This is a genomic window from Rhizobium sp. ZW T2_16 (assembly GCF_044987325.1).
Classification (GTDB): Bacteria; Pseudomonadota; Alphaproteobacteria; order Rhizobiales; family Rhizobiaceae; genus Neorhizobium; species Neorhizobium cellulosilyticum.
Window position 1 is genome coordinate 267146 of sequence record NZ_JBJDRG010000004.1, and the last position, 23089, is coordinate 290234.

Annotated in this window: 22 protein-coding genes; 13 read left to right on the forward strand and 9 right to left on the reverse strand. The window is 59.3% G+C overall.

All coding sequences use genetic code 11. The features are described from left to right. Nucleotides 1–35: 35 nt before the first annotated feature. The 8 genes from ACI3K0_RS14110 to ACI3K0_RS14145 all read right to left on the reverse strand — a co-directional run bounded on the left by ACI3K0_RS14110 (nt 36) and on the right by ACI3K0_RS14145 (nt 8708). Entirely contained in the window at nt 36–1241 is a 1206-nt protein-coding gene (locus ACI3K0_RS14110; protein WP_404945481.1) for a pyridoxal phosphate-dependent aminotransferase, read from the reverse strand. Between the two features lie 75 nt (nt 1242–1316). Continuing rightward, the gene (locus ACI3K0_RS14115) at nt 1317–2954 is read right to left on the reverse strand and encodes a hydantoinase B/oxoprolinase family protein (protein WP_148144574.1); all 1638 of its coding nucleotides are present in this window, start codon (nt 2952–2954) and stop codon (nt 1317–1319) included. Between the two features lie 16 nt (nt 2955–2970). Further along, nucleotides 2971–5061, reverse strand: coding sequence for a hydantoinase/oxoprolinase family protein (locus ACI3K0_RS14120; protein WP_206827228.1), 2091 nt, complete (start codon nt 5059–5061; stop codon nt 2971–2973). 174 nt (nt 5062–5235) lie between these two features. Further along, complete coding sequence (locus ACI3K0_RS14125; protein WP_148144572.1) at nt 5236–6081, reverse strand: transporter substrate-binding domain-containing protein; 846 nt, start codon at nt 6079–6081, stop codon at nt 5236–5238. Between the two features lie 40 nt (nt 6082–6121). Next, a complete protein-coding gene (locus tag ACI3K0_RS14130) occupies nt 6122–6772 on the reverse strand; it encodes an amino acid ABC transporter permease (RefSeq protein ID WP_148144571.1) in 651 nt (216 codons plus the stop codon). Nucleotides 6773–6781: 9 nt separating this feature from the next. Further along, nucleotides 6782–7450 carry an amino acid ABC transporter permease gene (locus ACI3K0_RS14135; protein WP_148144570.1) on the reverse strand — a complete coding sequence of 223 codons (669 nt, stop codon included), beginning with the start codon at nt 7448–7450 and terminating at the stop codon, nt 6782–6784. Nucleotides 7451–7460: 10 nt separating this feature from the next. Next, complete coding sequence (locus ACI3K0_RS14140) at nt 7461–8216, reverse strand: amino acid ABC transporter ATP-binding protein (RefSeq protein ID WP_148144569.1); 756 nt, start codon at nt 8214–8216, stop codon at nt 7461–7463. Between the two features lie 18 nt (nt 8217–8234). Next, nucleotides 8235–8708, reverse strand: coding sequence for a RidA family protein (locus ACI3K0_RS14145; RefSeq protein WP_148144568.1), 474 nt, complete (start codon nt 8706–8708; stop codon nt 8235–8237). Between the two features lie 436 nt (nt 8709–9144). Between ACI3K0_RS14145 and ACI3K0_RS14150 the strand changes: the two genes are divergently transcribed. The 13 genes from ACI3K0_RS14150 (at nt 9145) to ACI3K0_RS14210 (ending at nt 22115) form a co-directional block, all read left to right on the forward strand. After that, a complete protein-coding gene (locus ACI3K0_RS14150) occupies nt 9145–9897 on the forward strand; it encodes a FadR/GntR family transcriptional regulator (RefSeq protein WP_404945482.1) in 753 nt (250 codons plus the stop codon). Nucleotides 9898–10398: 501 nt separating this feature from the next. After that, entirely contained in the window at nt 10399–11115 is a 717-nt protein-coding gene (hutC, locus tag ACI3K0_RS14155) for a histidine utilization repressor (RefSeq protein WP_206827303.1), read from the forward strand. A gap of 164 nt (nt 11116–11279) precedes the next feature. Beyond that, complete coding sequence (locus tag ACI3K0_RS14160) at nt 11280–12908, forward strand: TIGR04028 family ABC transporter substrate-binding protein (RefSeq protein WP_148144565.1); 1629 nt, start codon at nt 11280–11282, stop codon at nt 12906–12908. Nucleotides 12909–12989: 81 nt separating this feature from the next. Beyond that, nucleotides 12990–13934: an ABC transporter permease gene (locus ACI3K0_RS14165; RefSeq protein WP_206827227.1), complete on the forward strand. Its 945-nt coding sequence runs from the start codon at nt 12990–12992 to the stop codon at nt 13932–13934. After that, the gene (locus tag ACI3K0_RS14170) at nt 13931–14821 is read left to right on the forward strand and encodes an ABC transporter permease (protein WP_148144563.1); all 891 of its coding nucleotides are present in this window, start codon (nt 13931–13933) and stop codon (nt 14819–14821) included. Before ACI3K0_RS14165 ends, ACI3K0_RS14170 begins: the two co-directional genes overlap by 4 nt. After that, entirely contained in the window at nt 14818–16470 is a 1653-nt protein-coding gene (locus tag ACI3K0_RS14175) for an ABC transporter ATP-binding protein (RefSeq protein WP_206827226.1), read from the forward strand. The genes ACI3K0_RS14170 and ACI3K0_RS14175 overlap by 4 nt, the downstream gene beginning before the upstream one ends. Continuing rightward, nucleotides 16467–17504, forward strand: coding sequence for a putative FMN-dependent luciferase-like monooxygenase (locus tag ACI3K0_RS14180; protein WP_148144561.1), 1038 nt, complete (start codon nt 16467–16469; stop codon nt 17502–17504). The genes ACI3K0_RS14175 and ACI3K0_RS14180 overlap by 4 nt, the downstream gene beginning before the upstream one ends. A gap of 25 nt (nt 17505–17529) precedes the next feature. Further along, nucleotides 17530–18126, forward strand: a complete 597-nt coding sequence (locus ACI3K0_RS14185) for a CMD domain protein (protein WP_206827224.1) — start codon at nt 17530–17532, stop codon at nt 18124–18126. Nucleotides 18127–18139: 13 nt separating this feature from the next. Beyond that, nucleotides 18140–18742, forward strand: coding sequence for an alkylhydroperoxidase domain protein (locus ACI3K0_RS14190; protein ID WP_148144559.1), 603 nt, complete (start codon nt 18140–18142; stop codon nt 18740–18742). A 107-nt stretch (nt 18743–18849) separates the two neighbouring features. After that, on the forward strand, nt 18850–19458 hold the full coding sequence (locus ACI3K0_RS14195) for a J domain-containing protein (protein WP_183825220.1): 609 nt from the start codon (nt 18850–18852) through the stop codon (nt 19456–19458). 146 nt (nt 19459–19604) lie between these two features. Beyond that, a complete protein-coding gene (locus ACI3K0_RS14200; protein WP_112456227.1) occupies nt 19605–19808 on the forward strand; it encodes a cold-shock protein in 204 nt (67 codons plus the stop codon). 272 nt (nt 19809–20080) lie between these two features. Then, nucleotides 20081–20689, forward strand: coding sequence for a DUF2026 family protein (locus ACI3K0_RS14205; RefSeq protein WP_206827301.1), 609 nt, complete (start codon nt 20081–20083; stop codon nt 20687–20689). A gap of 163 nt (nt 20690–20852) precedes the next feature. Then, complete coding sequence (locus ACI3K0_RS14210) at nt 20853–22115, forward strand: glycerate kinase (protein WP_148144557.1); 1263 nt, start codon at nt 20853–20855, stop codon at nt 22113–22115. Between the two features lie 5 nt (nt 22116–22120). Here ACI3K0_RS14210 and ACI3K0_RS14215 read toward each other — a convergent pair whose 3' ends face one another. Beyond that, the gene (locus ACI3K0_RS14215; protein WP_148144751.1) at nt 22121–23026 is read right to left on the reverse strand and encodes a S1C family serine protease; all 906 of its coding nucleotides are present in this window, start codon (nt 23024–23026) and stop codon (nt 22121–22123) included. Between the last annotated feature and the right edge of the window lie 63 nt (nt 23027–23089).

Below are 23089 nucleotides of genomic sequence, written 5' to 3' on the forward strand. Positions count from 1 at the left end.
ATTTCACAATCTGCGCCATCCGGGGGATTTGCGTCTCAAGGTTTGAGCGAGCGCACCATATTGGCCAGCCTTTCGCAGGCACTTTCGAGTTCAGGTTCGGATGCCGCGATCGATAGCCGAATAAATCCGTGCGCCGCAAACGCAGCCCCCGGCACACTCGACAGGCCGAATGTCTGCAACAGACACGCCGCAAACGCCGTATCGTCGCCGAGAACGACACCATCGGCAGTCTTGCGGCCAATCAGTTGCTGCACGCCGATGAAAGCGTAAAAGGCTCCATCGGGCGCTATGAAATCGATACCCTCGATCTCGGCCAGCCGGCCGGCCACGATCTTCGCGCGCCCGGCAAATGTTCGGGCACCCTCGCTGACAAAAGTCTGATCTCCGGTGAGGGCCGCGATTGCTGCCGCCTGAGCGACCGGCGACACGCATGAGACGCTTTGCGACTGCATCTTGTTGAGCGTCGAAATCAGCGCTTTCGGACCGGCGGCATAACCCAGCCGCCAACCCGTCATGGCGTAAGCCTTGGAGACGCCGTTGACGATCAGCGTCCGGTCCCGCAACTGCGGGCAGGCCTCGCCGAAGGAGACAAAGGGCGTGTCGTTCAACAGCACATGCTCGTAGATCTCGTCGGAGACGATGAGCACACGCGGATGGCGCGCCAGCACATCTGCAAGCTTGCGATATTCTTCGCCGGAATAGATCGCTCCTGTCGGATTGGACGGAGAATTCAGCATCAGCCATCTGGTCTTCGGCGTGATCGCTGCTTCGAGCTGCTCGGCCGATAACTTGAAACCGGCATCCGCACCGCAGGTCAGATAGACCGGTGTGCCCCCATGCAGCGAGACGATGTCTCCGTAGGATACCCAGCAAGGTGTGGGAATGATGACTTCATCGCCCGCTTCCAGCGTTGCGAGAAACACGTCGAACAGGATCTGCTTGGCGCCATTGGCAACCATCACCTCGTCGGTGGAATAATCCAGTCCGTTTTCCGTCTTGAACTTCTTCACGATCGCCTGACGCAGGCTTTCCATTCCCGCGGGCGCGCCATAGCGGATACCGCCCTTGCGGATCGCTTCGACGGCCGCTTCCGCAACATGCGGCGGCGGTTCGAAATCCGGCTCGCCGAGCGACAGGTCGATAATGTCGTGACCTTCTGATGCCAGCTTCTTTGCCGCCATGGCAATCGCCATGCTCCGAGACGACTTGATGCCCGCGGCACGGCGGTTCTCGAAACTCATTTTCGGCTTCCCTGGAGGATTTGACTTGATCGAAACCGGGCGGGGCCTCTGCCTCGCCCGACACTCTTGGGAGAGTTATTTCGAAGCGACGTAGTCAAAGGCGATATCGCGTTCTGCCGCAGCGACATCCCGTTTGTCAGCCGACCCGTAACCGCCGCCGCCCGGAAGCTGCAGGATTAGCCTGCGACCGGCCGGAACATGCTGGCGACCCTTGGAAGCGAGACGGGTTCCGTCATCCAGCATCACGGCACCGGCGGCACCGTTTTCACCACCTTCGCGACCGCGCGGGGGATGATCGACACGGTCGAACATGGCGTTGAAGTGCATCTCGTGACCCTCGGTCGGCGAGATTTCCACCACCTGACCGAGACCGCCGCGGAACTGACCGGCACCGCCGGACCCGTCGCGCAGTTCCTTGCGCCAGAAGATGACCGGACCGACATGTTCTGTCGCCTCGATCGACATCGAATGCACGCCGCTCGGGAATGCCGTTGCGCTCATGCCGTCGAGCGTCGGGCGTGCGCCGGAGCCACCGCTGTTGAACAGCAGAACCTCGGCACGCTGGCCGCCATCAGCCGGAGCCTTGTCGCCCTGAAGCGGGCGAACGCTGACATGCAGGTTCCACAGCGCGCCAGCACCTTCCGCCGGCACCTTGCCCGGCAACATCTTGTGCACGGCGCCGAGCACTGCATCGGGCACCAGATGGCCAAGTACGTGGCGCACCGAGACAGGCGCCGGATGCTGGGCATTCAGGATGCAATTCTTCGGTGCCACGACGCGGAACGGCAGGAGCGAATAGTGGTTATTTGGAATATCGGGTGCGATCGCGACCTTCATGCCGTAGCATGCATAAGCTGCCGAATAGATGATCGGGCAATTGATGCCCTTCGGGCTCGGCGGCGAGGTCCCGTCAAAATCAGCGAGAATATGATCGCCTTCGACATCTAGACGTACCGCGATATCGATCGGTGAACCGTAACCATCGACCCGCATCGTGTTGGAATAGGAGCCCTTCGGTAAGGCAGCAATTCGCTCGATCGTGGCGTCATAACTGCGCTTGAAAATGAATTCGCCGAGCGTCTCCAGATCGTCGAGCTCGAACTCTTCCATCATGTCCATCAGCCGGCGATGGCCGATCTCGTTGCAGGCGGCCAGCGAATAGACGTCACCGACCACCTGATGGCTCTCACGCACATTGTTGTGCAGGATGTTGACGAGATCCTTGTTGACCTTGCCGCGCTCGGCAAATTTCATGATCGGAACGAAGATACCCTCTTCATAGACCTCGTTCGCATCCGGCCCGAAACCGCGACCACCGACATCGACCACGTGTGCCGTGCAGGCGAAATAACCGACAAGCGCGCCGTTGCGGAAGCTCGGCGAAACGACGGTGAAGTCGTGCAGGTGGCCGGTGCCCTTCCATGGATCGTTGGTGATAAAGACATCGCCTTCGAAAATGTTTTCAGGCCCGATATCGCGGATGAAGTGACCGACGGCTTCCGCCATCGCGTTGACATGGCCGGGCGTGCCGGTGACCGCCTGGGCGATCATCAGGCCGCCGCGGTTGAAGACGCCGGCGGACAAGTCGCCCGATTCACGCACGCTGGTGGAGAATGCCGTGCGGATGAGGGTGACGGCCTGCTCTTCAACGACGGAGATCAGCCGGTTCCACATGATCTGCATGTGAACGTCGGAAAGTGCATTGGTTTTCATGGATAGTATCCTCCGTTCAAGCGCTCTGCTTGACGCGTACGAGCAGGCAGCCATCGGCCTGCATGATGACTTCGCGGCTGGCGGTGATGATGGTCGAGGTTTCGCGTTCGGTGATCACGGCAGGCCCCGAGACGAAATCGCCCGGTTTCATGTCTGTGCGGTCGACGATCGAAGCATTCTGGAAGCTGCCTTCCTGCACATCGAAGATGTCGCGTGTACCACGAACCTTTGCCGCGCCGGCCTTTGCCGTCTTTCCGATCCGCTCCGGCGGCGCGACCTTGGATGTGGCCCGCAGCGACCAGCTGACGATCTCGACATCGAGCCCGTCGATGACGCGACCGAAGAAGTGTTCGTATTGCTCGTCGAACAGTTTGCGGAACAGGTCGCCATCGGCATCCGCATAGTCACGAACTTCGATCGTCACCGGCACTTCCCAGCCCTGACCGACGTAGCGCATGTAGGCGATGCATTCGAGATCCGGATCGGCATCTGGCGCGCCGGAGCGCACGAAGGATGTCGCTTCCGCGATCAGCTCAGACACCGTATGGTTGATCGCGGCCGCATCGAAGCGGCTGAGGCGGCTATAAGCGCTGCGAACGCTTTCGAAACCGAAGGGTGCTCGCAGGAAGCCGATAGCCGAGCCGACACCCGCGCCCGGCGGGATCAGAAGTTCGGCCATGCCGAGCTTTTCGCAAAGGCGCGCGGCGTGGATGGGGGCAGCACCGCCGAAGGCGATCATGGTGAACTCGGAGAGTTCCTTGCCGTTTTCCACGGCGTGCATGCGTGCCGCATTGCTCATGTTTTCGTCGACCACCTCGCTGAGGCCATAGGCGGCTGTGGCGATATCGGTATCGAGCTTGGAGGCAAGATCCGTATCTATCGCCTTGTCAGATGCCGGGCGGTCGAGCTTCATCGCGCCGCCGGCAAACTCGTCGGCATCCAGACGGCCAAGGATGAGGTCGGCATCGGTGACGGTCGGGTTTGCGCCACCGCGGCCGTAGCAGGCCGGACCCGGTTCGGAGCCAGCACTATGCGGGCCGACGCGGATCTGGCGCATGCTGTCGATCGTTGCGATCGAGCCGCCGCCTGCGCCGATTTCCACCATTTCGATGACGGGAATAGAGATCGGCATGCCGCTGCCCTTCTTGAAGCGCCAGGTACGTGCCACTTCGAAGGTCTTTGAGGTTTTCGGCGTCTGCTTTTCGATCAGGCAGATTTTTGCCGTGGTGCCACCCATGTCGTAGGAGAGCACCTGATCGAGACCATAGCTGCTGGCGATATGGGCTGCGAAGATCGCGCCGCCGGCCGGGCCGGATTCAAGCAGGCGTACCGGAAATTCGATGGCGCTTTCAACGCTGATGATGCCGCCGCCCGAGTGGATCATGAAGACCGGGCAACGCGTGCCCTCTTCGGTCAGGCGACCGACGAGGCGATTCAGATAGGACGCCATCAGCGGCTTGACGAAAGCATTGGCGCAGACGGTGTTGAAACGCTGGAACTCGCGCATCTGCGGCGAAACTTCAGAGGAGATCGAAACCGAAATGTCTGCCTTCTTGGCGAGAAGCCGGTCTCTCACGATCTTCTCGTGCGTGCCGTTCAGATAGGAGTGAATGAAGCCGATGGCGACGCTCTCATAGCCGGCGGCGATGATGTGATCGCACAGGGCATCGACCTCATCGAGATCAAGCGGCTTCAGCACGAGACCATCGGCGCCGATACGTTCATCGACGACAAACCGTTCGTTGCGCGGCACGAGCGGCGCCGGCAGAACGATATCAAGATCATACTGTTCGAAACGGCTTTCGGTGCGCATTTCGATGACGTCGCGAAAGCCCTTGGTGGTGACGAAGGCGGTGCGGGCGCCGCGCCGCTCGATCAGCGCATTGGTGGCGAGCGTCGTGCCGTGAATGATCGTATCGATTTCGGAAAGCTCGACACCGGCGACTTCGGCGACCTGCCGAATGCCCTTGACGATCGCATTTTCGGGATAGGAATAGTCGGTCAGCACTTTGATCGAATGGAGCGTGATGCCTACCTCCATCGCAACGTCGGTGAAGGTGCCACCGATATCGACACCGACCCTGATCTGCTTGCCATCTTTCGCCATTGTCTGTCTCATGCTCCATAAGCGAGCTGTTGTTGCGTGCTGCCCGAAAACCCGTTTTTCGGCGTGCAGCGACCTGTCCCCGCCCGCGCGAACAGGCGGGGGCCAAGAGCTCTTCAGTTGTTGATGTTTTCTGTCCGGCGCGGCGGCCTTCAGCGGTCGCGCTGGATCGAGATGTTACTGCTTGCCTGTAAAGTCGACGCCCGGCAGCGTGGTCGGGAGTTTTGCGCGATCGACGCCGATCCACTTCTTGTAGAGCGCGTCGAGCGTGCCGTCAGCGGTGTGACGGGTCACGAAATCGGTGAGGAAGGCGAGCATTTCCTGGTCGCCCTTGCGAACTGCCATGCCCTGAAAGTTGTCGGCAACCTTGTACTTGCGCTCGAACTGCGCATCATAACCAGCCTGCTTGATGACGAGGCCGTAGGTAATGCTGCCGACGATAGCGTCGACCTGGCCGGACAGCAGCGACTGAACCGTCGTCGCGTCATCATCGAAACGCTTGATCTGCGTATTCGGCGGGGCGACCTTGACGAGAAGCGGATCGAAGGCGCTGCCGCGATTGACGCCGATCACGTATTTGCCGAGATCCTCATTGGCCTTTATGGCCGCGTCCTTCTTACCCCAGACGGTGATGTCGTTCGACGAGTAGGGAATGACATACTGGATCACCTTGGCGCGTTCCTCGGTGATCGTCATGGACGGCACGAGGAAATCGACATTGCCGTTGACCAGCAGCGGAATGCGGTTCTGGCCGGTGATGCGCTCGAACTTCACCTCGACGCCGAGTTCTTTGCCGATCAGCTTGGCGATCTCGATGTCAAACCCGTCGTTCTGGCCCTTGGGATCGATGAAGCCCCATGGAAACTGATCCATCTGCACACCGATCGTGGCAGTACCCTTGGCCTTGATCTCTTCCGGCGTCACGGCGAAAGCCGTTGTGGCAAAGGAGGTCGCAGCCAGAAGCACGGCGGCGAACCCGCCCATGACTTTCGAACGCGCAAGGGTCAATGCTGTATTGAACATGTGGTCACCTCTGGTTGGTTTCTTTTCATGCGTTCTTGTTTTACCGAGCGGCGTTGAGGCGCCTTTCGATCTTTGCGCTGCAATAGGTCAGGGGTACGCAGATGATGAAGTAGATCAGTGCGACCGCCCCATAGACCTGCAGCGGCTGAAAGGTGATGTTGGCCATCAGCTGCCCCGATCGGGTAAGCTCGGTGAGGCCAAGCAGGGCGGCGAGCGCCGTGCCCTTGATCAGGTTTACGAGGAAGCTGATGGTCGCCGGCAGGCCGATGCGGAAGGCTTGCGGCAGGACCACATCGATCATCCGGTGCATGTAGCCGATGCCGAGCGCTCGCGCCGCTTCGCTTTGACCATCCGGCACCGCCTGGATGCTGCCGCGCCAGATTTCGCCGAGAAAGGCGCTCGTGTGCAAGGACAGGCCGATCGTCAGCGCCACCCAGATATCCACTTTGAGCCCCAGAAGCGGCAGGCCGAAATAGACGAAGAAGAGCTGGATCAGCAGCGGCGTGCCCTGAAAGATCTGGATATAGGTCGCCATCAGGATGCGCAGCCAGCCCCATTTGCTGGTTCGCCCGAGTGCCACGGCAAGCCCGAGCGCGCCGCCGAGGGTGAAGGCAAGCAGCGACAGGACAACCGTCCAGCGTGCGCCTTCGAGCAGAAAGAGGAACTCACCCCAACCGAATTGACGGATCATCTCGCTGCCTCACTTTGCCGGATAGGAGAAATAGACCCGGCCGATCACGCCGAGAGCGATGGAGAAGAACTGCGACAGCGCCAGGTATATGACGCCGAGCGTCAGATAGATCTCGAAGCTGCGGAATGTCTGGGCATCGAGCGTCTGGGCGAAATAGGTCAGTTCTTCGGCGGAAACCGATGACATCAGGCTGGAGTTCAACATCATGAGGATGAACTGGCTGCACAGAGCCGGATAGACAGCGCGGATCGCCGGGCGAAACACGATGAAGCGGTAGATGTCGACCGCATGCATGCCGAGCGCCCTACCCGCCTCGATCTGGCCGGGGCGAATGGACTGGACGCCGCCGCGGACGATCTCGGCCGCATAGGCCGCACAGTTGAGCGTCATTGCAAGGATTGCGGCCTGTTCGCCGCTCAGGCGAATGCCGATCGCCGGCATGCCGAAGAAGACGAAGAACACCTGCACGAGGATCGGCGTGTTGCGGATCATCTCGATGTAGCCGACGGCGATTGCTTTCAGCGCCGGCTTCTTGCTCATCCGCATCATCATGAAGACGATGCCGAGCGACAGGCCGAAGATCATCGATAGCGACGACATCTTCAGAGTACCGATCACGCCATCGACCAGCGACGGCCAGGCTGCAAACACGGGGGCGAAGTCGAATGTGTAATTCATCACCCGCCCCTCAGTGATTGAGGATCTGGCTGAGGAAGGTCTTGGTACGCTCATGGCTCGGATTGCTGAAGAACACATCCGGCTTGGCGCTTTCAATGATCTCTCCGCGATCCATGAAGATGACGCGGTGCGCCACGGCGCGGGCAAAGCCCATTTCATGCGTCACGCAGATCATCGTGATGCCATCGTCTGCAAGCGAGATCATCGTGTCGAGCACTTCCTTGACCATTTCCGGATCGAGCGCCGATGTCGGCTCATCGAACAGCATGATCTGTGGATCCATGCAAAGCGCCCGAGCGATTGCGACGCGCTGCTGCTGGCCACCGGAGAGCTGAGCGGGATATTTCTGTGCCTGCTCGGCAATATGCACCCGTTCCAGATGGCGCATCGCCTTGTCCTTTGCCTCTGCTGCGGAAGCCTTGCGCACGCGGCGCTGCGCCAGCATGCAGTTCTGCAATACCGTCAAATGCGGGAAGAGATTGAACTGCTGGAACACCATGCCGACATCGCGGCGGATGTGGTCGGCATTGGAGCCCTTCTGGCTGAGCGTCGTGCCGTTGACGGCGATGCTGCCTTCCTGGATTTCCTCCAGATGGTTGATGCAGCGGATCAGCGTCGACTTACCGGATCCGGATGGGCCGCAAAGCACGATATGCTCGCCGCGCCCGACTTCAAGGTTGATCCCCTTCAGCACCTGCAGGTGGCCGTACCACTTGTTGACGCCGCTCATGGAGATGGCTTTTTCCGAAATGCTGGTCTCGTTCATGGCCAGTTCCCCTTTTTGTCAGGCTTCAGGTGCGATTTCGAAGATCGCATCGACTTCGACGGATGATCCGCGCGGCAGCGAACCGGCACCGAGCGCCGTGCGTACATGGCGACCCTTGTCGCCAAAGATCTCGACGAGAAGATCGGACGCACCATCGATGACCGCGGGATGTCCTTTGAAGTCCGCCGGTGCATTGACGAAGCCGCGCAGCTGGACGCACGCAACGACCCGATCCAGATTTCCCTCCAGCGCCGCATTGACGCGTGCCACGATATTCAGTGCGCAAAGCCGGGCAGCCTTGTAGCCATCTTCGGGCAAGAGGTCTTTGCCGACGACACCGACATAATGCTCGACGCCATCGATCCTTGGTATCTGACCTGATACGAAGAGAAGGCTCCCAACGATGCGATGCGATATGTAATTCCCAGAGGCTGGCGCAATCGTAGGCAATACGATACCGAGCTCTGAGAGGCGTGCGGAGACGACACCCATAGCGACTTTCCATCCGATTTTTAAAGATGCGCCAGAAGCGCAACCATGTTCCCGGAGCAGGTCGTCATAGGCTTGATGGCCTTGGCTGATCGCCTGCTCACTTCTTATGGTTTGAGATTATTGAAATACTATCTCTTGTCAATAAGAAAATTAGTGATGCTATCACTTGGTGAATTCAGGCGATTTATCAAATCTAACTATCTGATTTATATGTATTTAGACGTGATAATACGACATGAAGATTGCATCATTTAAAGCATTTATCGGATTCTTTTTACTGCTATCGCAGGGATCGAAACACACGGAAAAATCCAGTGTGCGCACTCTATCAAACAAAAGATGCATTAAAGAGATAGCATCACTACGATAGGTCGTGCTACCTTGCTGCTTATCAAGACATGCGCAGACCGCCAGCGCTTCACAAGACGGGTGATTTTTGGACACTTTGACGGGCCGAACCATACAGGCACTGAAAACGCATATCAGCGACAACCAGCTTTCGGCCGGCATAAAGCTCGGCTCACTCAACGAGCTGTCACAGCAATTCGGAGTGAGCAGAACCGTTATCCGAGAGGCGGTCTCGGCGCTGCGTTCTGAAGGTGTCGTCGAAGCACGGCATGGCGTCGGCGTGTTTGTCCGCGATATCCCACGTGCCGGCGCCGAAGACCCGGGCACATTCGATGCTGACGTTGCCCTCGCCCCTTTATCTCGGCTCAAGACATCCTTCATGGATCTTCTCGAACTCAGGATGGCATTCGAGGTGCATGCGGCAGGCCTCGCCGCCGTCCGGCGCTCTTGGGCGCAGGAATCGAACATATGGAATGCCGCGCGTCAGTTCGAGGCTTCATTGGATGACGAGGCTGCACTCGATCATCTCGATTTCATCTTCCACCGCTCCATTGCGGAAGCGACCAACAACGGCGCCTTCATCGAATTCTTCAGCCTCATGAGCCTGCAGATCCTGCCGCAGCCCGCTTTTTCCAAAGAGCTGAACCCTGCGCTCATAACGTCTGACTATGTGCAGAACACCGTTGTCGAACACCGTGCAATTTGCGAGGCGATCAGCACCGGAAGCCCGGAAAAGGCGCGTGAGGCCATGCGGGCGCACTTGAACCGAAGCCATCTGCGCTATCGCGGCTTTGCGGATGGCGGCGCATCGCCGCTCAGCAATGTGGCAAGAGATGACTGAGAAGCCGCAATTGCAAAAAATACTGCACTGGCGCTGATGTTGTTTAGTAACCTGAGACATCCCGAGCGGCAGAATAATACGGCGCAGTGAGCAAAACTTCGTTGCCCAACTTATAGGGCAACAGGCCAAGAAATTTATTCAGAAAAAATCCGCATCCGAGCGCTTATCTAAAAGCGAAGCGGCGCAGATAGACTGACCTTAACCCGCCGGCAACGGAAATGTGCTCGGGTGAGATTTTATCGCCCATTACCTCAATGGCTCCGATGACCTTATAAGCCACCGGGATCACTTGCTCATCTTCGGTTGTCAACGAGAGCGCGTTGACCGAATGGTGAAACAGTGGTGTGTCGAAATGGTCTCCCAACGCCTATACCTCCGGAGAAGGCGCTAGATCCAAAGCCGCCCGAACCGAAACTGTTGAGAGCGCAGATAAGCGGCGATTGACGGGCTCGGCGTGAAGTGTAGACCTGCATCGACACTGCCCAACCGGAGACCGCCCGCATTTCCAAAACCCTGACCCTTCACCGCAAGATTCTGGCGGATATCGAGGGAAAGATCGTTTCCGGCACATGGCCGCCCGGCCACCGGATCCCTTTCGAGGTCGATCTTGCCGCGCATTACGACGTCTCGCGGATGACTGTGAACAAGGTGATGGGCCAACTGGCACAGGCTGGCCTGATCGAGCGCCGAAAGAAGGGCGGAAGTTTCGTATCCCAGCCCAAGGCACAATCAGCCGTGCTGGAGATCCACGATATTGCCGACGAGGTGCGCTCCCTCAACCTTGAATATTCCTATCAGCGGTTGTCGATCACCCGCCGCAAGGCGATCGGGGAAGAGCTAGCATGGTTTGCTACCGGCACGCCCGGCGACGTCCTCTTCGTCACCTGCCTGCATCTTGCCGCAGGCCAGCCGTTCTGCCTCGAAGAGCGCGCAATCAATCTTGTCACCGTACCGGCCGCGCTCGAAACCGATTTCATCTCGGTCGCACCCGGCCCCTGGCTCTCTTCGCAAATTCCCTGGATCACCGCCCAGCACCGCATCCAGGCCGTGCCTGCCGACCGCAAGGAACACAAGCTCCTCAATCTCACCCCGAAAAATGCCTGCCTCGTCATCGAGCGCCGCACCTGGAATACATCGGGAGCGGTGACCTGGGTGCGCATGACCTATCCCGGCAATCGCCACGTCGTCACCGCGGATTTTCGTCCGGCGTCCGCCTGAGTGGATGTAACGCAGCGGCAGCAAGACCGGAATGCGATTGTTCTAACAGCCTCCAGACAGCAAAGAAACTTCCGCGCTTGCCTTCAAAATAGAATAGCAAATCCATAGAAATCTGAAGCAACTGGATAGGCTCATGGTCATCGATCAACCGCGAGACCGGACCTATGACGCGCTATCGGAAACTTCTTTCTCTCAGCCTCGGATTGCTGGCTGCCACGACACTTGCAACGGCCAGCCTCGCGGCAGACGCGCCGGTCAAGGGCGGCACGCTCGTCTATCTTGAGCAGCAAGCCCACACCAATCTCTACCCGCCGGCGGGCGGCTTTTACCCCAACGGTGGTATTCTCAACCAGATCACCGACAAACTGACCTACCAGAACCCGAAGACGCTGGAGATCGAGCCCTGGCTGGCGGAATCCTGGACGGTCAACGACAACGCCACCGAATACACGTTCAAGCTCCGTCCCGGCGTCACCTTCTCCGATGGCACACCGGTTGATGCCGCAGCCGTCGCGAAGAACTTCGACACCTACGGCCTCGGCAACAAGGAGTTGAAACAGCCGGTTTCCGAAGTGGTCAACAATTACGAGCGTAGCGAAGTCATCGATCCGCTGACGGTAAAGTTCACCTTCAAGAAGCCCTCCCCCGGCTTCCTGCAGGGCACGTCGGTGATCGGCTCCGGCATCGTCTCGCTCTCGACCCTGGCGCTGCCCTTCGAGCAGCTTGGCGATGCAACGAAGATCATCGGCTCCGGCCCCTTCGTGGTCAATGCCGAGACGCTGGGCAAGTCGCTCGATCTGAAGGTTCGCGAGGACTATAACTGGGGACCGGCGAAGCTCGAACATCAGGGCCGCGCCTATCTCGACGAGATCAACTACATCATCACCGCCGAAGACAGCGTGCGTATCGGCGCTCTTCTCGCCGGTCAGGCCGATTTCATTCGTCAGATCCAGGCCTATGACGAAGGCCAGGTCGAGGCGCAGAGTTTTACCATCTATGCGCCCGGCACGCGCGGCGTGAACAACTCGATCGTATTCCGCCCGGATAATCCACTGGTCGCAGACCTCAAGGTGCGCAAGGCGCTGTCGCTCGCGGTCAACCGCGACGAGATTCTCTCGACGATCTTCTCGAAGAACTACCCGAAGGCGACCTCGATCATCGCATCGACCGCAATCGGTTACGTACCGCAGGAAGACAAGCTCGGCTATGATCCGGAAAAGGCGGAAGCGCTGCTCGACGAAGCCGGCTACAAGCTCGGTGCAGACGGCATCCGCGCCAAGGATGGCCAGAAGCTCGTCCTGACTTCCTATGAATCGCTGCCACAGCCGCAGAGCCGTGCGGTTCTGCAGCTGATTGCACAGCAATGGTCGAAACTCGGCGTCAAGCTGAACGTGTTGGCCGGTGACGCCGGCAGCAAAGTGGTCGATGAACTCGATCCGCTGAAAACGCCGGTCGCCGTCGCCATGGTCGGCCGTGCAGATCCGGACGTGATCAAGAGCCAGTATTATCCGACCAACCGCAACGTGCTGGTGCAGAAGGGCGGCGTCAGCGACAAGGTAAAGACCTTCTCCGACGACAAGCTGAACGCCATCCTGAACGAAATCGCCTCGCAGCCGGATCGCGAAAAGCGCCTGAAGGCGGTGGCGGATGCGCAGGCCTATGTTCTCGATCAGGCCTATGCCGTTCCGATTTTCGAGGAGCCGCAGGCCTTCGCTGGAGCACCCTACGTCAAGGGCGTCGCCTTCGAAGCGGTCGGTCGCCCGGCCTTCTATAGCACCTGGCTCGACAAGTAAGCGCCGATAACCAACAGGCCTCCCAAGCCGCACGGATGGCAGCCTTAAGGGCTGCCATCCACCCTTTGCTGGAGATATGAAATGACGCGATATGTCATAGGACGGATCAGCCAGGCGCTGCTCGTTCTCTGGGCGGCCTTCACGCTGTCCTTCATCCTGCTGCAGGCCATGCCCGGCGATGCGGTGCTGATCAAGTTCCTCAATCCGGAATTCGGCCTGAGCGCCGATCAGGTCGCGGAAATCCGCGCCGCCTATGCGGTGGATTCCAGCGTGGTCGTGCAATACGGACACACACTCGTCAATTTCCTGCAAGGCGATTTTGGTTATTCGCTGCAGGCGGGCGTTCCGGTCTCAGCCCAGCTTGCCACCAACCTGCCACCGACATTGAAGCTTGCCGGCCTCGGCTTTCTTGCGGCGACCCTGCTTGCCGTCTTCATCGCCTTTCTCTCCTCGATGGCGCCTTTCGCGTGGCTGAGAAACGCCATCCAGTCACTGCCGTCGCTGTTCATCTCGGTCCCGGTCTTCTGGCTGGCGATCATGCTGATCCAGATATTCTCCTTTCGCTTCCGGCTGGTGTCGGTCATCAATCCCGGCCCGTGGGAAAGCCTTGTTCTGCCGGTCGCAACGCTTGCCGTTCCGATCGCCGCGCCGCTGGCGCAGATCCTTATCCGCAATATCGATGAAATCCGCACTCGTCCCTTCGTGTCCGTCGCCCGCGCCAAGGGCGCCAGCGAGACGCGGCTGCTCTGGCGGCATGTCGCCCGCAATGCCATCCTCCCGACGCTGACGATCGCCGGCGTGCTCTTCGGCGAACTGATCGCCGGCGCGGTCGTCACCGAAACCGTTTTCGGCCTCAACGGTATCGGCGGCCTTACAGAAAAGGCGGTCGGCAATCAGGATCTCTCGGTGCTTCAGGCAGTCGTCGTCATCTCCGCTGCCGCTTTTGTCACCATCAATCTCGCGGTCGACCTTGCCTATCCGTTGCTCGACCCACGCCTCCGGACCGGACAGGGAGCTGCAGCATGACCAGCCTCGACACTTTCGTTCACCTCACTCCAACGGTGGCTGCCGAGACCGCGAGCCGCCCCGGCAATCGTCGCGACGTGCTGAGCGTCCTGCGCAACTTCCCTTATGGTCTCGCGCTTGCCTGGCTGGTGCTTGCCCTTGTGCTTCTGTGGGCAACCGTGCCTTGGGTATTTACCAGCTATGATCCGCTGCAGGGCACGCCCGGCGGCCAGCTCAAGGCGCCCTCAGCCCTGCATATTCTGGGCACGGATTCGCTTGGCCGCGATCTCTTCGCCCGCATCGTCTACGGCGCGGTTCATTCGCTTTCGGGAGCCATTGCTGCCGTCGGCGTCGGGCTTGTCGTCGGCAGCGGGCTCGGCCTGATCGCAGGTTCGGTCCGCGGACGTGTCGATGAAGTCCTGATGCGGCTGGTCGATGTGCTCCTGTCTATCCCGACCCTCTTGCTTTCGCTCAGCATCATCATCCTGCTCGGCTTCGGCACGCTCAATGCAGCAATCGCCGTCGGCGCAACGGCAATTGCCGGTTTCGCCCGCCTCATGCGGTCGGAAGTCGTACGCGTGCGCAATGCCGAATTCGTCGAGGCGGCCTTCGGAAGCGGCGGCACGTTCGGCAAGGTTTTGTGGCGGCATATCCTGCCCAATTCGCTGACCTCGGTCGTAGCCTATACCGCCGTGCAGTTCGGCTGGGCGATCCTGCAGATCTCCACCCTCGGCTTCCTTGGCTATGGCGCACCGCCGCCGACGCCGGAATGGGGCCTGCTGATTGCCGAAGGCCGCAACTACCTCGCAACCGCCTGGTGGCTGACCGCCGCCCCCGGCCTGATCGTCGTTGCCGTCGTTCTGTCGGCCAACCGCATCAGCCAGTCCATCGGAAGGAGCACACGATGAGCACCTCCCCAAATTCCGTACTCGACGTCCGTGACCTGCACATTTCCTACAGCCAGGGCGAGGAGCGCCCGACGGTCGTGCATGGCGTTTCCTTCACCGTTGAGCCGGGCGAAGTCGTGGCTCTGGTCGGCGAAAGCGGATCCGGCAAGACTTCGACCGCACAGGCCGTCATCGGCCTGCTTGCAGAGAACGGTCGGGTCGAAAGCGGTTCCATTCTCCTCAATGGCGAGGATATCAGCCGCTGGAGCGCAAGGCGCCTGCGATCGATCCGCGGCGCCGTCGTCAGCCTCGTTCCGCAGGATCCGGGCAGTTCCCTCAATCCTGTCCTCACTATCGGCGCGCAGGTGCGCGAGATCCTCCAAATTCACGGACGGCTCGATCGCCGCACAGCCGATCGCAAGGTTATCGAGCTTCTCACCAATGTCGGAATCTCCCAGCCGGAACTGCGGATACACCAATATCCCCACGAGCTTTCCGGTGGCATGAAGCAGCGGGTGCTGATCGCCATTGCCATCGCTCTGCGTCCGGCGCTGATCATAGCCGACGAACCCACATCCGCACTCGACGTCACCGTACAGCGCCGTATCCTCGACCTGATCGACGATCTGCGCCGCGAACACGGTACCTCGGTCCTGCTTGTCACCCACGATCTCGGCGTTGCCGCGGACCGGTCGGACCGGCTCATAGTACTGCAGGGCGGGCGTATTCAGGAACAGGGCAAGACCGCAGACGTGCTGGCCTCGCCGCAAAGCGCCTATACCCGCAAGCTGCTTTCCGATGCTCCATCGCTTTCTGTTGCCAAGCCGCGCCCGCCGGTCGAGCCGAGCCGGCCAGCCGCGCTGACTGTCACCAATCTGGTTCAGGATTTTTCGCTGCCGACGGCTAAGAATTTTCGCGCCGTCGATAACATTTCCTTCAGTGTCGCGCGTGGCACGACCCATGCGGTGGTAGGCGAAAGCGGCTCGGGAAAAACCACGACGATCCGTTCGATCGCCGGTTTCCAGAAACCGACATCCGGCGAGATCCGCATCGGCGATCTCGATGTCGCAAGCCTGCGTTCCGAGGCCTTGCGGCAGTTTCGGCGCAAGGTGCAGCTCGTCTACCAGAACCCCTGGGCATCACTCGATCCGCGCCAGACGGTGCAGGCGATCGTCGAGGAACCGCTGCTCAATTTCGACCCGTTACCACGGGCCGAGCGAGAAGCGCGCGTCCGCGCCATCATCGAGCGCGTCGGCCTGCCCGCCACGGTTCTCTCCCGTCTGCCGCACGCCCTTTCCGGCGGCCAGCGCCAGCGTGTGGCAATCGCCCGCGCGCTGGTTCTGGAGCCTGAGGTCGTGGTGCTTGACGAAGCCGTCTCTGCACTCGACGTGACCGTGCAGGCGCAGATCCTCGAACTGCTTGCAGAATTGCAGCGGGATCTCGGCCTTACCTATGTCTTCGTCTCCCATGACCTCGCGGTCGTGCGGCAGATCGCCGACACGGTTTCCGTCCTGCACAATGGCAGGCAGGTCGATTACGGCACCGTTGACGAGGTCTTCTCCTCAACCTCGACCGCCTACACGCGCGAACTCATCGAAGCCATTCCCGGACAGAAATTTCCACGCGCCGAGATATCGCGCCAGCCTATAAAAACAGGACTTTTATCATGACCAGCAAGATTGCCCCCAAACGTCTCGGCTTTTTCACCCGTCTACTCGACGATGTTCCGGCCGGCGAACGTTATCGGCTGGCGGCGGAACAGATCATCCATGCCGAAGAAAACGGTTTTGACAGCGCCTGGATCGCGCAGCACCATTTTCACGCGGAAGAAGGCGGGCTTCCCTCCCCCGCGGTCTTCCTCTCGCATGTCGCTGCCCGCACATCGACCATCCGCCTCGGTACCGGCGTGATCACGCTACCGATGGAAAATGCGCTGCGCGTGGCCGAAGATACTGCCGTGCTAGATCTGCTTTCAGGCCGGCGGCTGGAAGTGGGCTTCGGCACCGGTGGCACGAAGGAATCCTTCGAGGCTTTCGGCATCGACGCTGATCGTCGCGGAGAAGTCTATGCCGAAAACCTCACCGTGGTTCGCGATGCCTGGGCCGGAAAGGTTCTGCATGGCGGCAACCGCCTTTATCCCGATGCCCCGCATCTGCTCGATCGGGTCTGGCTCGCCACCTTCTCCGCCAATGGCGCACGCCTCGCGGGACTTAGCGGCGATGGCCTGATGCTGTCGAGAACCCAGCCCCGCCCGGCCGACAATCCCGATGCGACGCTGGACGACATCCAGAACCCGATCATCGACGCCTATCTTGCCGGCCTGCCTCAGGGCCGCGCACCGCGCATTCTCGGCTCGCGCAGCCTGTTCGTCGCCGACGATCGCAAACGAGCGCTCGCCTTTGCCGAAACCGGCCTCCGACGTGTCGCCGATCGTTTCGCAGCCGCCGGCCACCGGATTGCAGGAGACAGGCTCGAAGACCTGATCAAGGCGCTCGACAGCCACGTCGGCACGCCGGACGATGTTATCGCATCGCTGAAGAAGGACACGGCCCTTGCACGCGCGACGGACATCGTTTTCCAGGTCCATTCCATCGACCCGCCTCATGCAGAAATCCTGCGCTCGATCGAACTGATCGCTGCGGAAGTCGCGCCGGCCCTGGGCTGGACGCGGTCTTCAGCGCCGCAGCTCGTTGCCGCCCAGTAATAGCCGATAATCGAAAGAGACATTCATGACCGATACGATCGACGTTATCGACCACCTCGTCGGGATCACGCCGGGCGCGCCTGCCGACGCGCTGCGCAGCCGGCGCCCGATCACCAAGGAGCACGCACAGAAAAGCTGGACGGCTCTTTTCGAACCCGTAGATGAAAGCCAGGCATCGCTTGTCGAGCGTTTTGCCGTCGCAGTCTTTGTTACAGTCCTGCATGGCGACAAAAGCATCAAGGAATTTTACGGGACAAAACTGGCAGGGCTCGAAAACGGTACGGTCATTCTCGCGACCGTGAAGGCTCTGGCCGAGCTCAATGCGGCGAAAGGCCCCTATGGTCATTATCCCGAAGGGCCTTTGAGCGCGGAAAACACCGATGGGCCGGCTCTTGATATCGGCCCCACCGATCGCGCCATCCTCGGGGATCGGCTCTCCGCAGCGCTCGAACACGCCTATTTGCTGACATACCACCCTCGGGACGCCAGCCCCGCGGAACTGCAAAAACTGCTTTCAGCCGGATGGAGCACGACGGGCGTGGTCACGCTATCCCAGCTCGTCTCCTTCCTCGCCTTCCAGATCCGCGTCGTCGCCGGCCTTCGGGTCCTGGCTGCGGCCTAACGGAGAACCTTCCATGTCTGATACCGTTATTGAACCCACCGTCGAAAACCCACCGGTTGTCTTCACCCAGGACAAGATTGGCTGGACCGCTTGGCTTCAGCCACTGGCAGAGGGCGAACTCACCGACCGCCATTATGAGGCGCTGGTCGACAAGGCGCGCGCCAAGTCTGCCTATTTCGCGCTTCTGGTCCGCGATCCGGATATTCTCGAAGCCCGCACCAAGACGGACAACGACATCTTCTACAACACCAAGGATGGATTGCCGCGCGCAGAGCGGGAGCTTGCTGCAACGGCTGCCTCAAGGCTGAACGGTTGCATTCTCTGCGCTTCGGTCCATTCGCGCTTTGCCTCGCAATATTCCAAGCGTGAAGCGGATGTGCAGAAGCTGCTGGACGAAGGAGTGGGGGCCGATCTTGGCGAACGCTGGAACGCAATCGTCTCGGCTTCGGTGGCGCTCAGCACCACGCCGCCCAGCTTCACTGCAGACCACGCAAAGCGTCTACGTGAAGCCGGATTGTCAGACGAAGAAATTTCCGACGTCGTTCATGGCGCCGCGTTCTTCAACTGGGCAAACAGGCTGATGCTCTCGATCGGCGAGCCGACCCCTGCGGGCTGACCATATCCGAACACATTCGCAACACTCGAGCTGTTGATCACGGATCAATGGCGTCGGCATGGAAGACCATTCTTGCCATGCCGACCTGTTGTCGTCATATACGGGCCATGACGTCTGATTCAAAAATTTTCGTAAGCCTGAAGTCCACTAAGAAGCGGGCTGCCAAGCCTGCTGAACCCGTTGGCCCCAAGTGTCAGTGGGATGGTTGCGACAAGGTCGCTCCGCATCGCGCGCCTGTCGGCGGCGCGGCAGATGGGTTGTATCTGTCCTTCTGTATCGAGCATGTGAAGGAATACAACAAGGGCTATAATTACTCCCCGGCCCTCTCCACGCCTGAAGTTGCCCGTTACCAAAAGGAAGCTGCGGCAGGCAGCCGGGTAACATCCGGCACGGCCTTTACCGAGGCGAAAGAGGCTCCGCTTCCTTCCACCGCCCGGTCCGGCTCGGCCAAGTCGATCAACGCCCGCAAGTCCGCAGCGCAGCGCCTGCTTGAGAAACGACAAACTCAAGCGCGCAAGCTGAAAGTCCTCGAAGCAAAAGCTTTCGAGGTGCTCGGACTTTCGGAGGATGCGACGCCTGAGGAAATCAGAACCCGTTACAAGGAACGTCTGAAGATGCACCATCCTGATGCAAATCAGGGCAATCGCAATTCAGAAGACCTGCTTCGAGCGTCAATCGAGGCGCATAAAATCCTGAAGCTGAACGGATTTTGCTAGAGGAAGCGTTCAAACGGTTTACCTGAGCACCCAGTTCGGGATATGTAACGATTAAGCGTCTTGCGGCGTGGTATCTGTATGGCGAGGCTTTCAGCGTCGCCATATAAAATGGTGGGGCGAGTTCCCCAAGTGAACAGGGATTTCTGATGGCGACCGGCACAGTTAAATTTTTCAACCAAGACAAGGGCTTCGGCTTTATCACGCCTGAAAATGGCGGCGCGGACGTGTTCGTGCACATTTCGGCAGTAGCCTACGGCGCCGCTCTGCGTGACGGCCAGAAGGTCAGCTACGAACTGGGCCAGGATCGCAAGACCGGCAAGTCGAAGGCTGAGAACGTCAACCCGCTGTAAGCGGATTCTTTGACGGAATAGATGATGTCGCGTGCAAAAACGCGGCATCATTTCCGAAGGCGGGTTCAGATATTCAGCTCCCGGCGAGCTTAAGAACGTCGACCTTCCGCTGATTGGGCGAATACATTTCCCATTAGCTGTGTCGTAGATGATGTCTGCACACAACGAACACTGCGGCGCCTGATGGCCTGAGTGTCTTATTTCCCAAGAGAATTCGATTGTCGGGCGATACGCTATCAGCCCCCGAATTAGCAGATTTGAAGGGCCACCGAATGCTGATCAAGCAGAGCGACTATCATCGAATCTACAGGGTCATCAACAGCCTTCTTGTTAATGAAAATGCTGACCCCGCAACAGCTTCCATGTATTTCAGCACATTCGGAGCCTTTATCCTAAAACAGCACTATAAGCTGGATGCGACACCGAAGGGTGGTTTGGCGGCCTATAATCTTGGCGGAACCGTCATCCTTTTTGCCGATCACCGCGAGGACGGTTTTGTAACCGGAGCCGGTGAAAACTTTCATTGCTGGGTGGAAGTGGATGGCTGGGCAATCGATTTCATGGCGCCTGCGTTTTCCGAAAGCGCAAAAGAACTCTCGGTTTCCTCCAGGATGTTTCAACGTCCGATGTCCGATGTGGCGATCTCGATCAATCAGATCGAAAAGTCGGGCGACTTCTTCTATATGTCGGAACCTGAAGCAACTGCCCGGCGCTTCGCCGAATGGCGCAAACACGCGATGATCGGAGATCTGGCTACGATTGCTGCAAAATGGTTTCGCAAATCGCCGAGACAAATCCCGTCATCCATTTCGATTGAGGGGCAGCACGGGGCGATCAAGGAAGTTCCGCTTGTCGGCCACAGTCTCGTTGGGGCCTGGTGACAGAGCCTCGGAGAAGAGGATGCCCCATTTCCTGCCGTGGCAGACCGGGAGATCGCTGTTTCCCATAAACACATCCCGCTTCATCGATGAAAGCAAGGAAAAGTGCGATTGACGCGTGCTGACCACCATGGTCAGAACAGTTCGCCCAAGGCGAGGAAATGATATGATCGGTGAACGCCAACTGCTGAAGATGCTGTTCGATGCCGCTGTAAAGGCCGCTGATCCTCTTAACGGAATTCGCAAGTATCTACCTAATCCACCCGCGAACGCTCGCACAGTCGTGATCGGTGCAGGCAAGGGAGCCGCACAGATGGCCGCGGCGCTGGAGGCCGTCTGGAATGGCCCTCCGCTCAGCGGCCTGGTCGTCACGCGATACGGTTATGGCTGCGAGACAAAGAGTATCGAGATCATCGAAGCTGCCCACCCGGTACCGGATGAGGCAGGACTTACGGCAAGCCGCCGGCTGATCGAGACTATTTCAGGCCTCTCGGAAGGTGATCTGGTCATAGCGCTTGTCTGCGGTGGTGGGTCCGCCTTGCTTCCGTCACCTCCGGAAGGGCTGACGCTTCAGGACGAGATTGCGCTGAACGAGGCGCTGCTAGCCTCCGGCGCACCCATTTCGGCCATGAACGTGGTGCGCAAGCACGTCTCGACAATCAAGGGGGGCCGGTTGGCGGCAGCGACGAAGGCACGTGTCGTCAGCCTGATCGTCTCGGATATACCAGGCGACAATCCAGCCTTCGTCGCCTCCGGCCCGACCGTACCTGATGACAGCACGCGCCATGAGGCTCTGGCAATCATAGAACAATATCGAATGAACCTGCCGTCGGCCATCATTGCCCATCTGAATTCGCAGGCAGCCGACGCGCCGATGCCGCAAGAGCCACATTTTGCGAAAAACGAACACTACATCATTGCCTCTGCCGGCGTCTCGCTTCGCGCTGCAGCGGATCTCGCCCGCAGCAATGGCGTCGAAGCGCATGTCCTCTCGGATTCCATTGAAGGAGAGGCACGTGATGTCGCCCTCGTTCATGCGGCCATCGCCCGAGAAGTTGCCTTGAAAGACCAGCCATTTACCAAGCCGACCGTGCTGCTCTCCGGTGGAGAGACAACCGTAACCATCCGCTCGAAAGGCGGCAGAGGCGGACGGAACGGTGAATTCGCCCTATCGTTTGCTTTGGCAATTGGCGGCACCGGGATCGTGGCGCTTGCCGCCGACACGGACGGGATCGATGGTTCGGAAGATAATGCCGGCGCCTTTGTTGATGGCACGACTGCACAACGTCTGCTGCATGCCGGAACCGAAGGCCGCGCTCTGCTCGAGCGCAACGACAGCTATTCAGGCTTTGTTGCAATCGGCGACCTGTTCGAAACCGGACCAACAGGAACAAATGTCAATGATTTCAGGGCTATCCTGATACGCTAGACTATTTATTGCAACGACGGCTTTATCAAGAAGTCGTTTCTGTCTGCAGATTTCACCCTGAGCCAGGCTTCACGTCCGTCACGAAGTATGCGCATAGGAATTTCGGCGCCCGGTGAGCCGCTCTCCCAGACTTTCCGATAGAAGTCCGCCAATCCATCGACTTCACCGTCCCGGATTTCGGAAATGACATCACCGCTGCGCAACCCCGCCTTGGCGGCCGGCCCGTTTTCCGTAACGCTCATGACCACGACTTCGCCATTGGTCTCAGCCGAATATGCCCCAAGCCAGGGTCTTGGCGGTTTATTGATTATTCCCTGGCTCAGGACGTCATCGAGTATAGGCTTCAGCAGATTGATGGGGACCGCCATATTGATGTCGGCGATCTCACCGCCCTTGCTCATCTGTAATCGCAGTGATCCCAGCCCGACGAGCTTGCCTTCACTGTCGATCAAAGCAGCTCCCCCCCACGACGGATGGGCGGGCGTAATAAAGATCGCTTCCTCCAGCAAGTATTCCCAATAACCGGCGAATTCCTGTTTTGCGACGATATGCCCCCGCACATATTGTCCCTCACCGTCGGCAAAGACGATAGCATCTTCGATAGATGCCTCATCTGAATCACCGATGGGAAGCGCCGGCAGTTCGAGTGGCGCAAGCGCCTGAACTAAACCGAAACCGCTTTCCTGATCATAGGCCGTAACATAAGCCGGCACGACGCGACCGTCGTGACGTGTCAACCAGACTTCCGTTGCCTCTGTAATCAGGTAACCGATTGTAAGCACCAAGCCGTTTTCGCGGATCACCACGCCGCTACCCTCCCGGCGCGTGCCGAGCGTGCCAGCCGTGAAGGCCTTTTCCGGAACGGAGGCACGGACAGCGACGAGCGACCGCAAGGTTTTTTCGAAATCCATTGTGCAAATCCTCAAAACAAGCCGGGGAGGATCCCGGAAGATATTGCCGTATGATGATAAACT